Annotated in this window: 12 protein-coding genes and 1 pseudogene; 9 read left to right on the top strand and 4 right to left on the bottom strand. The window is 63.5% G+C overall.

What is annotated here, in order from left to right:
* Positions 1-21: 21 nt before the first annotated feature.
* Both WG907_RS14460 and WG907_RS14455 read right to left on the bottom strand, forming a co-directional pair.
* On the bottom strand, positions 22-915 hold the full coding sequence (locus WG907_RS14460) for a LysR substrate-binding domain-containing protein (RefSeq protein ID WP_340233865.1): 894 nt from the start codon (positions 913-915) through the stop codon (positions 22-24).
* A gap of 218 nt (positions 916-1,133) precedes the next feature.
* On the bottom strand, positions 1,134-1,793 hold the full coding sequence (locus tag WG907_RS14455; RefSeq protein WP_340233863.1) for a glutathione S-transferase family protein: 660 nt from the start codon (positions 1,791-1,793) through the stop codon (positions 1,134-1,136).
* A 266-nt stretch (positions 1,794-2,059) separates the two neighbouring features.
* On the opposite strand from WG907_RS14455, the gene WG907_RS14450 reads away from it, so the two are divergent.
* The 4 genes and pseudogenes from WG907_RS14450 to WG907_RS14435 all read left to right on the top strand — a co-directional run bounded on the left by WG907_RS14450 (position 2,060) and on the right by WG907_RS14435 (position 5,331).
* The gene (locus WG907_RS14450; protein ID WP_340233861.1) at positions 2,060-3,151 is read left to right on the top strand and encodes a YeiH family protein; all 1,092 of its coding nucleotides are present in this window, start codon (positions 2,060-2,062) and stop codon (positions 3,149-3,151) included.
* A gap of 9 nt (positions 3,152-3,160) precedes the next feature.
* Positions 3,161-3,766 carry a cysteine dioxygenase family protein gene (locus tag WG907_RS14445; protein ID WP_340233859.1) on the top strand — a complete coding sequence of 202 codons (606 nt, stop codon included), beginning with the start codon at positions 3,161-3,163 and terminating at the stop codon, positions 3,764-3,766.
* A pseudogene (locus WG907_RS14440) lies at positions 3,760-4,812 on the top strand (rhodanese-like domain-containing protein); the annotation flags it as partial. The gene WG907_RS14445 and the pseudogene WG907_RS14440, both read left to right, overlap by 7 nt.
* The gene (locus WG907_RS14435) at positions 4,801-5,331 is read left to right on the top strand and encodes a rhodanese-like domain-containing protein (protein ID WP_340233942.1); all 531 of its coding nucleotides are present in this window, start codon (positions 4,801-4,803) and stop codon (positions 5,329-5,331) included. The pseudogene WG907_RS14440 and the gene WG907_RS14435, both read left to right, overlap by 12 nt.
* A 44-nt stretch (positions 5,332-5,375) precedes the next feature.
* On the opposite strand, the gene WG907_RS14430 is transcribed toward WG907_RS14435, so the two are convergent.
* Positions 5,376-6,050 carry a TetR/AcrR family transcriptional regulator gene (locus WG907_RS14430; RefSeq protein WP_340233857.1) on the bottom strand — a complete coding sequence of 225 codons (675 nt, stop codon included), beginning with the start codon at positions 6,048-6,050 and terminating at the stop codon, positions 5,376-5,378.
* A 134-nt stretch (positions 6,051-6,184) separates the two neighbouring features.
* Here WG907_RS14430 and WG907_RS14425 point away from each other — a divergent pair, with 134 nt between their 5' ends.
* From WG907_RS14425 to WG907_RS14405, 5 genes are all read left to right on the top strand, one after another.
* Positions 6,185-6,946 (top strand): ZIP family metal transporter, encoded by a 762-nt coding sequence (locus WG907_RS14425; protein WP_340233855.1) that lies wholly within the window; start codon positions 6,185-6,187, stop codon positions 6,944-6,946.
* A 122-nt stretch (positions 6,947-7,068) separates the two neighbouring features.
* The gene (gene ilvD, locus WG907_RS14420) at positions 7,069-8,922 is read left to right on the top strand and encodes a dihydroxy-acid dehydratase (RefSeq protein WP_340233854.1); all 1,854 of its coding nucleotides are present in this window, start codon (positions 7,069-7,071) and stop codon (positions 8,920-8,922) included.
* Positions 8,923-9,002: 80 nt separating this feature from the next.
* Entirely contained in the window at positions 9,003-10,202 is a 1,200-nt protein-coding gene (locus WG907_RS14415) for an AAA family ATPase (protein WP_340233853.1), read from the top strand.
* A gap of 86 nt (positions 10,203-10,288) precedes the next feature.
* Complete coding sequence (locus tag WG907_RS14410; RefSeq protein ID WP_340233852.1) at positions 10,289-11,359, top strand: ParB/RepB/Spo0J family partition protein; 1,071 nt, start codon at positions 10,289-10,291, stop codon at positions 11,357-11,359.
* A gap of 103 nt (positions 11,360-11,462) precedes the next feature.
* The gene (locus tag WG907_RS14405; RefSeq protein WP_340233850.1) at positions 11,463-12,647 is read left to right on the top strand and encodes a replication initiator protein A; all 1,185 of its coding nucleotides are present in this window, start codon (positions 11,463-11,465) and stop codon (positions 12,645-12,647) included.
* 1,197 nt (positions 12,648-13,844) lie between these two features.
* Here WG907_RS14405 and WG907_RS14400 read toward each other — a convergent pair.
* Positions 13,845-14,576, bottom strand: a complete 732-nt coding sequence (locus tag WG907_RS14400) for a helix-turn-helix transcriptional regulator (RefSeq protein WP_340233849.1) — start codon at positions 14,574-14,576, stop codon at positions 13,845-13,847.
* Positions 14,577-14,641: the final 65 nt, after the last annotated feature.

The raw sequence follows: 14,641 nt of genomic DNA, 5'->3' as shown, positions 1-14,641 counted from the left end.
GGCCCCGCTGTGCTCCTCCTATCATGCATCCTCGGTTTCCTTGATCGGGCAATCCGTCGCCAGATCGAATGGCGGGGAAACGATATTCTCGATCGCCTCGGTGATCAGGGCGGCCAGCCCCGTGATCGCGGCATGCGCCGACGGTAAAGTCATTACGGCGATGAAATAGGTCGGCAAGGACAGGCTTTCCAGCTCGACCGCCGGCAGCCTGTGCCCGGTAAAGGCCGACGAACGGCACGTCAGCGCCAGCCCAGCTTCCACGGCGACGCGCAGGGCGGAGATGTTCGATGTCTCCACGATCAGCTGATAGGGCCGACCGGCCCCCTCCAGCGCGGCGATCGCGCAATCGCGCGCCAGGCACGGCTTGGTCATGAAGGCCAGCGGCAGCGTCTCCCGGTCCGCCAGACGGGGGTCGCCAAGCCACACCATGCGCGCAGGCGCGACGGTGAATTCGTCCCGTTCGACCGAATGGTAAACCGCAATGTCGATCAGATGCGTCGCGAACAGCTCCCTGATCTCGCGCGAATGCCCGACCCGGATCTGAAGTTCGGCTCCCGGATTGAGCTGGATGAAGCGGGCCAGTACGCCGGACAGGATTTCATCGCCGAAATCCTGCACGATGCCGATGCGGACGGGACCGTTCAGGCCCACACTGTCAAGACTTTCGACCGCCTGATCGTTAAGCTCCAATATCCGCCGGGCAAGATCGAGCAGCCGCTCCCCCGACACGGTGAGCACCAGCGTCCCCTGCTCCCGCCGGAACAACGGAACCTGGACGATTTCGGACAGCCGCTTCATCTGAAGGCTGAGCGCCGACTGGGTGAGAAAAATCTTGTCGGTGGCGCGGACGATCGACCCCGTATCCGCGATCGCCACGAAACTCCGCAACAAATTGGTCGGCAGATTAACTTGCAACTCGTCTCTCCCTCTCCCTCCTCTGTGGCCGGGATGTCGATCTGCCAGCAGGCGAGCCGATCCTCTGCGGGATCTGTCTCAACCTGATCGAACTACCGGCCATCGGTCGACAGCCGTTTTTCCTTATCGATACACCGTGTCTGATATCTTCTATTTATCCTGTCCCCGGCGGGCCGGCAAGCATCGGGCACCGCCGTCCCGCATAGCGACCGTCCGGCTCAGCCGGTTGTAACCGCCCATTTCGCCGGCGTCGCCATGGCCTCCAGTTCGAGCGCGCGCGCCACCTCCGGTCGGGTCATATCGCGCCGAACCTTGTCCGCCCACCGGCTCAGCGGAGAACAGTCGATCTCAAGCTTTTGCGCCCAGCGCCAGACGACAATGCTGAAAATATCGGCGGCGGTGAAGCCCGCGCCGTTGAGAAACTCTCCCGACTGCGCGATCCGCCCGTCCAGTTCCGCCAGCGCCACGACCAGGCGCGCCTTGCCCGAAATCTTCAGCTGCTCTTTGACACCGGCATCGTCGGTGAAGCGCTCGCCCCGGAAACATTGGGCGATGTGGACATGGACAGTTGAGGAAAACCAGCAAAGCAGCTCCATCGTCTGGCCGAGCAACAGCGGATCGCTCGCCGGCAGGATGCCCGATGCCGGGAAGCGTGCGGCCAGATAGGTCAGGATCGCGTTGAGTTCGGTAATCGCTGTGCCATCCACCGCCAGCGCCGGCACCCGTCCATGGGGATTGATGGCGAGATAGTCCGGCTGGCGCTGGTCGCCCGCCGCAAGGTTCAGCGAGATCAGCTCATATTCGGCGCCCGTCCGCTCGATCGCCCACAGGGCCACCAGCGCACAGCTTCCAGCCGCGCCGAAAAGTTTCAAGGACATTAAACCGGACCCTTCACACTGTCAGATGCAGACCCGTCTCGCCGTCGACCGTGTGGCGGCAGGCAGCGCAGGTCCGCATCTCGTCCTGATGAGAATTGGACGAGGGAAGCTCAAACGAATAATCATCAGATCGGTCATGAGCATTGCTCAATCGCGCGCGCCGTCACGGGATTGAGCGCCGCCAAGGTGCGATCTTAACGAAACTCGATTGCCCATCCTTTGCCGCGCGTCCACAAGCCCGGCAAATCTGCTACGCCCACAGGAGGATGACGCTGGCGATGCGCCCGGTCCAGACGACGATGATCACGCCTAAAGGCGACATTGCCTCCGTGACGGCCGCGGATCTCTATTGCGAACTGTACGAACCGGACTCGTCCGGCGCATTCTCCCTGCGGGATTACTGGCCCGGCCTTTCGGTCACCGCGGCCGCCGTGCTGGCCGCCAGTTTCCTGTCCGGCCATTATGGCGCGCCCCTCGCCTTGATGGGGCTGTTGATCGGTCTTTCGCTGAGCTTCCTCAATCAGGATGTGCGCCTTCGCAAGGGCCTTGGCCTTGCGTCGCATACGCTGCTGCGGGTCGGCATCATGCTGGTCGGGCTGCGGATCACGGCGTCGCAGATCGCCGATCTGGGCCCGGTCGCGCTGGGCGCGGTCGCGATCATCACGGCAGCCACGCTGGTTTCGGGCATGATTTTCGCGCGCATGCTGGGCTTCAACACCGGCTTCGGCACGCTTGCGGGCGGGGCGGTCGCGATCTGCGGGGCGTCGGCGGCGGCGGCGCTCGCCGTGGTGCTCGACACCCGCCGTCAGAATCCGGCGCATCTTTCGATTGTCCTCGTCGGCATCGCCGCCGTCAGCGCCATCGGCATGTCGCTTTACCCGATGCTGGGCCATGTCCTGAACCTCAACGATCAGCAGGCCGGCTTTTTCCTCGGCGCGTCGATCCACGATGTCGCGCAGTCGCTCGGCGCGGGCTATTCCTATTCCGAACGGGCCGGTGAAACCGCAACGATCGTGAAGCTGAGCCGCGTCGCCCTGCTGATGCCCGTGCTCGCGATCGTCGCCTATGCCGTCGCCAAAAGCGCGGGCGAGCGCCGGATGATCGGCAAGGTGCCGTGGTTTCTGGTCGGTTTCCTCGTGCTGGTCATCGTCAATTCGACGATCGCCATTCCGCCTGTGGCAGGCACGGCGCTGAGCAGCCTTGCGAGCATTTTGATCGCCGCCGCCATCACCGCCGCCGCGATCAGCTCTCCGCTCGCATCGCTGCTGACCACGGGTCTCAAACCCTTCATGGTGATCGTCGGCGCGTCGCTGGTCGCGCTGATCTTGTCGCTGGCGGCCGCCATGCTCCTGTTTTAAGGCGGACCGATGATCGATACGCCTCATATCGCGCGGTTGCGCGCCTTTGTCGGAGCGCTCGCCGAAGCGGTCGAACGCTGCGGCGACGACGAACCGGCGCTCCTGTCGGCCGCGCGCCCTCTGCTGGCGAATCTCGTCGCCCATGACGACTGGCTGCCCGGCGACTTCGCCATCCCGGACCCGCGCACCTATCAGCAATATCTGCTGCACTGCGACAGCCGGCAGCGATTTTCGGTGGCCAGTTTCGTATGGGGACCGGGACAATCGACGCCGATCCATAATCACGGCACCTGGGGCCTGATCGGCATGCTGCGCGGGTCGGAGGTGAGCCAGAGCTTCGATCGCGACGCGGCCGGCGTGCCCCGGCCGGTCGGGCCGCTCGTCCGGCTGGAACCGGGCGAAGTCGAAATGGTATCCCCCGCGATCGGCGACATTCACCGCGTTTGGAATGCCTATCAGGACCGGCCGTCGATCAGCATCCATGTCTATGGCGCGAATATCGGGGCCGTCACGCGCGCGGCCTATGGCGAGGACGGCTCGGTCAAGCCGTTCATCTCGGGCTATTCCAGTGCAATGCTTCCCAATTTGTGGGACCTGTCGAAAGAAAAATCGTGACGAAATCGATCACTCCGGCCGATGTCCGCTTCCATCTGCTCACCCGGCAGGAAATTGCGCTGCTGGACGTGCGGGAAGAAGCCCCGTTCGCCTTGTCGCATCCGCTGTTCGCCGCGCAGATGTCGGCAGGCCTTATCGAAGTCGAGGCGCTGGACCGGCTGCCACGCAAGGATGTGCTGATCGTCCTCTATGACGATGGCGAGGGGCTGGTCGATGCTGCGGCGCGCCGGCTGGCGGCGCTCGGTTATAGCGATGTGCGGCTGCTGGAGGGCGGCCTTTCGGGCTGGGAGGCGGATGGCGGCGAGCTGTTTCAGGACGTCAATTCCTACTCGAAGGCGTTCGGCGAACTGGTGGAAGACCGGCGGCATACCCCGGCCCTTCCCGCGCCCGACCTCGACGCCATGCAGCGGGACAAGGCCGACCTCGCGGTGCTGGATGCCCGGCGCTATGACGAATATGCGGCCATGAGCATTCCGGGCGGGACCAGCGTGCCCGGCGCGGAACTGGTCCTGCGCGCACTGGCCTTGGCCCCCGATCCCAAGACCACGATCGTCGTCAATTGCGCGGGGCGAACCCGCAGCATCATCGGCGCGCAGTCGCTGATCAACGCCGGCATTCCCAACCCCGTCTTCGCGCTGCGCAACGGCACGATCGGCTGGACCCTCGCCGGGCTGGAACTGGACCGGGGCAAGAACAGCCGCGTGCCGGAGGTCGACCAGGAGGCCGAAGCGGCAGCGCTGGAACGCGCGCGTTCTGTGTCCTACCGCGCCGGCGTCCGGGTGCTGACGGCGGATCAGGTCGCACTGCTCGCTTCCGACGGCACGCGCACCCTCTATCGGTTCGACGTTCGATCGCCCGATGAATATGCAGCCGGCCATGTGCCCGGCTATCGCAGCATGCCCGGCGGGCAGCTGGTGCAGGAAACCGACATGGTCGCGCCGGTACGCGGCGCGCGCATCGTCCTGTGGGACAATCTGGGCGTGCGCGCGCATATGAGCGCGTCATGGCTCGCCCAGATGGGCTGGGACGTCTATGTGGTCGAGGGCGGCATCGAGGAGGCGGTGCAAGCCGGCCCATGGACGCCGACGCTGCCGCCGATCCCCGATGTGGACGCTGTGTCGGTCGACGAACTGGCGCAGTCGCTGGAGTCGGGCAGCGCGGTGCTGATCGATCTTGCGCCGTCGCTGGTCCATCGCGCGGGGCATATTCCGGGCGCTCGGTTCGCGATCCGGGCGCAGCTGGATGCCGCTCTGGCGACGCTCGGCGATGACGCGGCCATCGTGCTGACCTCCCCCGACGGGGCGCTCGCGGCCTTTGCCGCCGCGGACGGGTCCGCCGGGGCACGCGTTCGCGTGCTGAAAGGCGGGACCGCTGCCTGGGTGGCGGCCGGGCGTTCGCTGGAACCCGGTTTCGATCAGCCGCTGACGCTCCCCGACGATGTCTATAAGCGCCCCTATGTCGGCACCGACAATGCGGCGGAAAAGATGCAGGCCTATCTCGACTGGGAATATGGCCTTGTCGATCAGCTCAAGCGTGACGGAACCCACGGTTTCGTGGTGATCTGACGTCTTCGCCTGTCGCCCGCGCATCTGCGCCAGGGCGGTTCAGCTTATGATCCGGCGGCCCCTGCCCTGCCGAGCGCCCGCGCCTTTCGCAACGTCTGGTCCGACGGCGGCGCGGCGATCCCGGCGGCGATCATGTCCACCAGATTGGCGACATGCAATTCGCAGATTTCGCGGCTGGCGTGGAACGACATCGCTTCGATGCGCGACAGGCCCCAGACGACCTCGCGGCTCAACATCTCGCGGCGAACATCCAATACAGCCGGGTCGATGCCGGGCAGCGCCCTCATCAGGTCATAGGCCCGCGCCAACGCCGGCGACGCCGACTCGAATTCGCCCGCGAAATACCGAAATTTGTCGATCGCGAACAATTGGGACATGAACCGCACCCAATAGCAATTGCGCCAGTTGGCGAAAATTTCGTCGGCCATCGGCTGGATCACGACCGAAGCGATCGCGACCGGCGAAACCACGCCGTCCGGGCTGCGTTGCGCTGCGTCCAGCAATGTTTCGCGACGGGCGTTGATCCTCGATATGCGGTGCTCCAATATGGCGCGGATCAGCCCCTCGCGCGATCCGAAATGATAATGGGCGGCGGATTCGTTGCGCTGGCCCGAATCCATCGCGATCTGCCGCAACGACACGCCCTCCATGCCATGCAGCGCGAAGCGGCGCTCGGCCGCCAGGATCATCGCCTCCTTGGTGGAAAGCGACTTGGTCATCGGTTCTTTCATTCCACCTCCGAATCATCTCGTTGCATTCACGGGCGACCATCGCAACGCCCGGCTCAATCCGCAAATATGGCCAATTCGCATCCTTTGTCCGCCGCCCCCGTTTCACCAGCGAGGAGTCGGATATGCAAGGCGCGCTGGAGGCAGGATTTTGGGGACTGGTCGGCGGGACTGCGCTGCTCATCGGCGCGATCGTCGCTTATGCGGTCGACCTGCCGCAACGCCTGATCGCCGGCATCATGGCGATCGGGTCGGGCGTGCTGATTTCGGCGGTCGCCTTCGACCTGATGGACGAAGCCTATGCCAGGGGCGGCTTCGATTCCACCGCGCTCGGCTTTCTGGGCGGGGCGATCGCCTTTACCATCGCCAATATCATCGTGTCGCGGGCGGGCGCGAAGCACCGCAAACGCTCGGGTTCGAATGCGGACAGGCGCCAGGCCTCGGCCGATGGCAATTCCGGGCTCGCCATCGCGGCGGGCGCCTTGCTGGACGGCATTCCCGAATCGGTGGTGATCGGCGTCAGCCTGCTCCATGGCGGCGCGGTCAGCATGGTGACCGTCGCGGCGGTATTCCTTTCCAACGTGCCTGAGGGGCTGTCGAGCGCCGCCGGCATGAAGAAGGCCGGGCGGGGACCCGTCTATATTTTCGGCGTCTGGGGCGCGATCGCGCTGGCGTCGGGCGTGGCGGCGCTGACCGGCTATGTCACGCTCGCGGGCGCGGACCCGGACCTGATCGCCGCCACAACGGCGGTCGCGGCCGGGGCAATCCTTGCCATGCTGGTCGACACGATGATCCCCGAGGCGACCGAGGAAACCCACGAATTTTCCGGCCTTATCACCGTCGCGGGCTTCCTGATCGCCTTCGTCCTGACCAAGCTCGAAGGGTGACCCCCCGGCTCCTTCGCTTTTCGGCGGCACCGTTGCGATAACGATTGTCCGATAATATATTTCACAAGCTCAGTGACGAAGCGTAAAGGCGCTGGCGCACCGATTGCCCGAGGACCGCCCACATGCCGCATTATCGTTCCCGCACCAGCACCCATGGCCGCAACATGGCGGGCGCGCGCGGCCTGTGGCGCGCCACCGGCATGACCGACGCGGATTTCGGCAAGCCGATCATCGCCGTCGTCAACAGCTTTACCCAGTTCGTGCCGGGCCACGTCCATTTGAAGGACCTTGGGCAACTGGTCGCGCGGGAAATCGAGGCGGCGGGCGGCGTCGCCAAGGAATTCAACACCATCGCAGTGGATGACGGCATCGCCATGGGCCATGGCGGCATGCTCTATTCGCTGCCCAGCCGCGATCTGATCGCCGACAGCGTCGAATATATGGCCAACGCCCATTGCGCCGACGCGCTCGTGTGCATTTCCAATTGCGACAAGATCACGCCCGGCATGCTGATGGCCGCGATGCGGCTCAACATCCCGGCGATCTTCGTGTCCGGCGGGCCGATGGAGGCGGGCAAGGCGGACATCAGGGGCCAGACGGTCGCGCTCGACCTGGTCGACGCCATGGTGGTCGCGGCGGACGAAAGCTATACCGACGAGGAAGTGGCGGTCATTGAGCGGTCCGCCTGTCCGACCTGCGGCAGTTGTTCGGGCATGTTCACGGCCAACAGCATGAACTGCCTGACCGAAGCGCTGGGGCTTTCGCTGCCGGGCAACGGGTCGGTGCTCGCCACCCATGCGGATCGCGAAAAGCTGTTCCGCGAGGCGGGCCATACGATCGTCGACCTTGCCAAGCGCTGGTACGAACAGGACGACGCCACCGCCCTGCCCCGCAATATCGCGAGCTTTGCCGCGTTCGAAAATGCGATGAGCCTCGACATCGCCATGGGCGGGTCGACCAATACCGTCCTCCACCTGCTCGCCGCCGCGCATGAGGGCGAAGTGCATTTCACCATGGCCGATATCGACCGGCTGTCGCGCCGCGTGCCGTGCCTGTGCAAGGTCGCGCCGGCCAAGCAGGACGTGCATATGGAGGATGTCCACCGCGCCGGCGGCATCATGGCGATCCTTGGCCAGCTCGACAAAGCGGGTCTGCTCGACACCAGCCTGCCGACCGTCCATTCCCCGACACTGGGCGATGCGCTCGACCGCTGGGACATCAGCCGCACGAGCAGCGAGAGCGTGCGCGAATTCTACAAGGCCGCGCCCGGCGGCGTGCGCACCACGGTCGCGTTCAGCACGTCCAACCGCTGGAAGGAACTGGACCTCGACCGCGAAGCCGGCGTGATCCGAAGCGCGGACGCGCCCTTTTCCAAGGATGGCGGCCTTGCCGTGCTGTTCGGCAACATCGCGCCCGAAGGCTGTATCGTCAAGACGGCCGGCGTCGACGATTCGATCCTGACCTTCCACGGCACCGCCCGCGTCTATGAAAGCCAGGACGCGTCGGTCGCCGGCATTCTCGGCAATGAGGTGAAGGAAGGCGACGTCGTCGTCATCCGCTATGAAGGGCCAAAGGGCGGCCCCGGCATGCAGGAAATGCTCTATCCCACCAGCTATCTCAAATCCAAGGGATTGGGGAAAGCCTGTGCGCTGATCACCGACGGGCGGTTTTCGGGCGGCACATCGGGGCTATCCATCGGTCATGTCTCCCCCGAAGCGGCCGAAGGCGGGCTGATCGCGCTCGTCAAGACGGGCGACCCGATCATCATCGACATCCCCAACCGCATCATCCGCCTCGACGTGGACGATGCCGAACTCGCCCACCGCCACGAGGAAATGGTAGAGCGCGGCAAACAGGCGTGGAAACCGTTCGGTCGCAAGCGCGCCGTGTCCCCTGCCCTGCGCGCCTATGCCGCGCTGACAACGAACGCCGCGCGTGGCGCGGTGCGCGACGTCAGTCAGGTCGAGAAGGACTGAAAGGCCCGGCCCTTCCCACATTGAACAAAATCTGCCACAGTCCGCGCCATTGAGCTTCAATCGGGTGGCGGGGTGCCGGCATGAATGCAATCGTGGACCAGATCGGCGATCTCGCCGAGGCTGGTGAGAAGATGGTCGAGCGGCTGCGGCGGAAAGCGTTCCTGCCCGAAAGCCGCAAGGAACTGACCATCCGCTTCGGCATCGCCGAGGCGGCGCAAATGCTCGGCTGTTCGACCAATCGCATCCGCATGGCCGAAGAGGATGGCCGCCTCCCCCCTGCCCCGCCCACGCAAAATGGGCGTCGGCCCGGCTATAATGTCGATGAACTGCTCAATATGCGCCGGGTGCTGGGCGCCAGTCCCGAACGCGCCCCGCTTGACGCGCCCGCCATCATCGCGGTCCAGAATTTCAAGGGCGGCGTCGGCAAATCGACCGTCACCACCCACCTTGCCCATTATTTCGGGGTGCAGGGCTATCGCGTGCTGGTGGTCGATTGCGACAGTCAGGCGACAACGACCACCCTGTTCGGTTTCAACCCGCATTTCAATATCCAGCGCGACGAGACGCTCTACCCTTATTTGTCGATCGATCCGACCCAGGTCGACCTGCTCTACGCCGTCAAACATACGAGCTGGCCCAATGTCGACCTGATCCCGTCCAACCTTGAACTGTTCGATGTCGAATATGAACTGGCAGCGGCGGGCAGCGACGGCGGCTCGGTTCTCGCGGCGCGCTTTCGCAAGCTCAAACAGGGGCTGATGGACCTCGCGCGCGACTATGACATCGTGCTGCTCGATCCGCCCCCGGCGCTTGGCACGATCAGCCTCGCGGTGATGCAGGCGGCGAATGCGCTGCTGGTGCCGCTCGCGGCGACGACGCCCGATTTCTGTTCGACGGTGCAATTCCTGTCGATGATGGACCAGGTGATCGGCCAGTTGCAGGACGCCGGAATTTCGGTCGATTACAGTTTCGTGCGGCTGCTCTGTTCGAAATTCGACGCCAATGACCCGAGCCATGCGATGGTGCGCGCGATCATGGAACAGAGTTTCGGCCCTGCCCTCTTGCCCGTGCCGATCCTGGACAGCGCAGAGATCAGTCATGCCGCGATGCGGATGATGACCGTCTATGAACTGGAAAAGCCGATCGGCACGCCCCGCACGCACAAGCGCTGCCGCGCCAATCTCGACGAAGCAATGGGGCAGATCGAGGCGCTGGTGCGACAGGGATGGGGCCGGGTCGCGCCCGCGCGGGAAGAGGATATCGTCAATGCAGCGGCATAAACGGGTTATCGCGCAAAAGCGCGACTGCCCACTGTCCTATAAGGTGATGTTCACTTTATGTTCTTGCCGAATCGGGGGGAGCAATCGTGGCGCGTAAGCAATCGGACTATCTGGCGGCTCTGCTTGCTGATGAGGCAAGCGTTCCGTCGCCCCTTCCCGCCAGCACGGAGCCGGCCCCGCCCTCCCCCGCGTCCGTGCGGGTCGAACGGAGTCGGGGCACGACGCTGCTCGGTCGGGAATCGGCCCTTGCCCGCCTCGCATCGGGCGAAGTGCGCCAGGTTACGCAATTGCTGCTCGACCCTTCGCGCGTGAAGATATGGCCAGGCAATGCCCGGCTCTATGCCGATCTTTCCGAGGAAAACTGCCGGGAATTGATCGATTCGATCATCGCCGAGGGCGGACAGAAGGTGCCCGCCGTGGTCCGCAGGGTCGAAGGCGATCCCGACCATGACTATGAGGTGATTGCGGGCACGCGGCGGCACTGGTCGATCAGCTGGCTGCGGCGCAACAATTACCCCGACATGCTGTTCGTCGCGCAAGTGGCGACGCTCGACGACGAGGCCGCCTTTCGCCTCGCCGATCTCGAAAATCGCGCGCGCAAGGATGTGTCCGATCTCGAACGCGCGCGCAATTATGCCGATGCGCTTAAGGCCCATTATGGCAATCATCTGACCCGCATGGCGGAACGGCTCAAGCTGTCGAAGGGCTGGCTTTCCAAAATGATCAAGGTCGCCGGTATTCATGATGGCATCATCGCGGCCTTCGCATCGCCGGCAGACATTCAGCTTAAGCCCGCTTATGCGCTGGCGCAGGCGCTGGACGACAGCGAGGGCGCAAAGGCGATCTACGCCACAGCAAATGCGCTCGCGCTCGAACAGCGCGACCGGCGGTTCAGCGGTCGCCCTGCCCTGCCCGCCGCCGATGTGCTCAAGCGCCTGCTGGATGCACCGCGGGCCGCGCGTGAGGAAGCCCGGCCCGAGCCCTATGTCTATGTATCGCGCTATGGCCGGCCCGCCCTCTCCGTCCAGTCCGTGAGCCGCCAGGGCGTCACCATTCGCCTGCATGCCGGGTCGGGAGCCGATAATGCAACGCTGATCGAGGCATTGCGCGACGCGCTCGATCATCTCGAACGGCAGGGTCAGGGTCTCCAGCGGTGACGGGGCGACCTGCACCTGTTTCCCCGGGGAAACGACCCTCCCCTCCCCGACGGCGTTTCCCCGGGGAAACGTCCGGTCGCTCGCACGGCGAGCTGGCGCATCCATGACTCGGGCGGGCAAACCCATTTCCGGCGACCAGTTCGATCTGTTTCTGCCCTATATTGCGGACATGCCCCTGCGCGACCAGCGCGAGGTCATGGAACGACCCTTCTTTAGCCTCGCTAAATCGAAGCGGATGAAGCCGATCGATTACACCTCCCCCGACGGTAAGGCATGGGTTCATGTTTCGGCCAATCCCGATTATGGCATGGCAACGATCTGGGACGCCGATATCCTGATCTACTGCGCCAGCGTATTGGCGGACATGGCGCGCCGCGGCCTCAACGACATACCGCGCAAACTCCATCTCATGCCTTATGATCTGCTACGCGCCATTCATCGTCCGACCACGGGTCGCGCCTATGAATTGTTGGGGCAGTCGCTCGACCGACTCGTCGCGACCACGATCAAGACCAACATACGGGCTGAAAATCGGCGCGAGGCGACGTTCAGCTGGCTCGATGGCTGGGCGCAGCTCGTCGACGAAAAGACGGAACGGTCGCGCGGTATGACGATCGAGCTGTCTAACTGGTTCTATGAAGGCGTGTTGATGCAGGGCGGGGTGCTCAGCATCGACCGCGCCTATTTCGACCTGACCGGTGGGCGCGAACGCTGGCTCTATAAGGTCGCGCGCAAACATGCCGGCGGGGCAGGGGAGGGGGGTTTCGCGATATCCCTGCCAACGCTGTTCGAAAAATCAGGGGCGGAGGGCGCCTATCGCCGCTTCAAATTCGAGATCGCCCGGATCGCGGAGCGCGATGCGCTTCCTGGCTATGCGCTGGTGCTGGAGCAACCGACAGGAAAGCGGGAACCTTCGCTCAGAATGCGTCGCCGGGGAGCCGGCGAGGCGACACCCGCAAAAGTGACGGTATCAAAGCCAGCCGCGACCAGCCGCCCTCTCAGCGCCCCGACGTCGACCGATCCGGCTGCGTATGATCCACCGGTCGACATGGCGGCAATGATCCGGCGCAGCGTGACCAGCCTGTCGACTCGTGTCACGTCGGGCGAGATCACCGATGCCACCCTGGCCACGTTGCGCGCGGAATGTCCCGGCTGGGATTACCAGACCCTGCATCAGGAATTTCGCGACTGGATCGGCACCGAGGCAGCCCGCACGCCGGTCAATTATCAAAAGGCGTTCATCGGTTTCGTTCGCCAGTTCCATGAAAAGAACCGCCATCGCCTCTGATTCTTGGTGAAGTCGCCCATGGCGTTCCCGAAGTGTCGGGTCGAAAATTGGTCGTTAGGCTTTTCTGGGCGAGGACCCTTTTCAGTGATCATACGCCGCATAGTTTGAACGTCCTTCACACCTGGTTGCAGCGAACTGATTCAATCATCGCCTGCTTGATGACGGATCGAGGCATGGATCGACATTTCGGGAACGGTCTTCGCGCCATCGGGAACGGATGCCCGACACTTCGGGAACGAGTCGCTCGACATTCCAGGAACGAAACGTCGACATTCCAGGAACGGAGTATTTCGCACGACTCGCGTATCCGAACTGCTTTTGATCCTCCACATCCCGCCTTAACTCTTTAACATTAGGATAAACCATATAACCAGCACGAGATATTATTTGGCTAGAAAAGACGAGGTTTCCGCAGGCGGAGCATGTTCGTAAAAAAACCCGTCGCGTGAATTGATAGCCGTCAGGCTGCGGCCCACACGCAAGACGGCCATCCCGACAATCCTATTTGGAATAACACACTGATATTGTTAAATAACTCCTGCGTAAGCGTCCGGAAGCCTTGGGGCGGAGAACGGGAATCCACGGCGTCTCGCCCTAACTGCAAGAACAGAGCAGGAAATGCCGTGGATTGTCATTACAGCCCGTCTCAGCGCTCTCACCGGCTTTACGTACGTTGACCGGCACAAGGTCTGTCTATCGCGCCCCATGGGCTCCTGAGCGCTCCACATCGAAGCATGCTGGCACCGCGAGCATGCTTTCGAAGCGCTCGATGCCGATCAGAGCAACGCATCAAGGCATAGGCGATCGGAGGGGAGGGGGAATGACCCGCCCCATGTCCACCGCAAACCGCTACGATATCCTTTGTGCGGGGGATATCCGGCGTTTCGCCGCGAACGAGATGGGCATAGAGCTTGGCGAGATTGCGGGCATTTGACGTACCGCCCGCTCCAGATAGCCCATATGCGCGACCTTGCGCCTGATCTGGTCCCCAGAGGCTCGAACCCCTGATGGCCGAGGCTGCCAACGCCGCCGGGTTGGGCGAGTTACAACCCAGACTGTTGGGGTCCAGGCCGGCGCAACGGTTCCATGAACCGCGCCACGCAGGTTCAGGCCTCCGGCAACGGGTTTGGGTGCCTCGGCGGCCATGGCCACGCCGGCCACTGGCAGCCCGGCTGCGTCGACGATTATATCCCTGCTTTAGGGAAAGGCACCCTCACGGATGACGTAAGTACATCTGCGATCGCCTTGGATGATGTGCTCTGCGCGGTGGATCGACACCTCATCACCCAGCGCGGTTTTGAACATTTCGAGTTCGGCGCTGCAGAAACCGCCACACATCGCCGCTACCGCGCTGATCGGGCAATGATTTTCGACGAGCAGGAATGACCCGTCCTCCGCCTCATGCCAATCAGCCATATAGCCTTCTTTGGAGCGCAACGCGGCCAGCGCTGCGACCCGGTCGCCAAGCAGCTTTTTACCGCCCAGCTCCTCCAGATAACGGCGCTGCGTCTCGCTCTCCCGCACATTGATGATCATGTCGAGCGCCGACTCACCCATATGGGAGCGGATGATGTTCAGTAGCTGCTCCGTCAGGCTTGCGCACGTATCGGGAAACCGGGATTGCGCGGCTGGGGTCAGGTCCCAATATTGTTGCGGCCGGCCGACCCCTCTGGCTTCGCTCGTCGCGACGACGAGGTTCTGCTCGGCGAGGCGCATAAGTTGCTGACGTGCTGCCTCACCGCTGATCCCCAGCTTCTGCCCGATCGCCGCGGACGAAAGCCGCCCCTGTAATTTCAGGGCCATCAGTACGCGATCACCAGGCGTACGCGTCGACCAGCCCGCATTTTCCAACGTCGAGCTTGACATATCCGACGTGTTGGTTTTCAAAGTCATGGCTTGGAAAATAACAAAAGGCGTCCGCGCGCGCAAGTGCGGTGCAAAATCTTAAAAGGGATCCTGAACGTGGTTCTGAACTGCCCTGTACCATCGAAACC

The organism is Sphingobium fluminis (assembly GCF_037723805.1).
In the GTDB taxonomy this organism is placed as follows: domain Bacteria; phylum Pseudomonadota; class Alphaproteobacteria; order Sphingomonadales; family Sphingomonadaceae; genus Sphingobium.
This window is presented reverse-complemented; position numbering and strand designations above follow the sequence as displayed.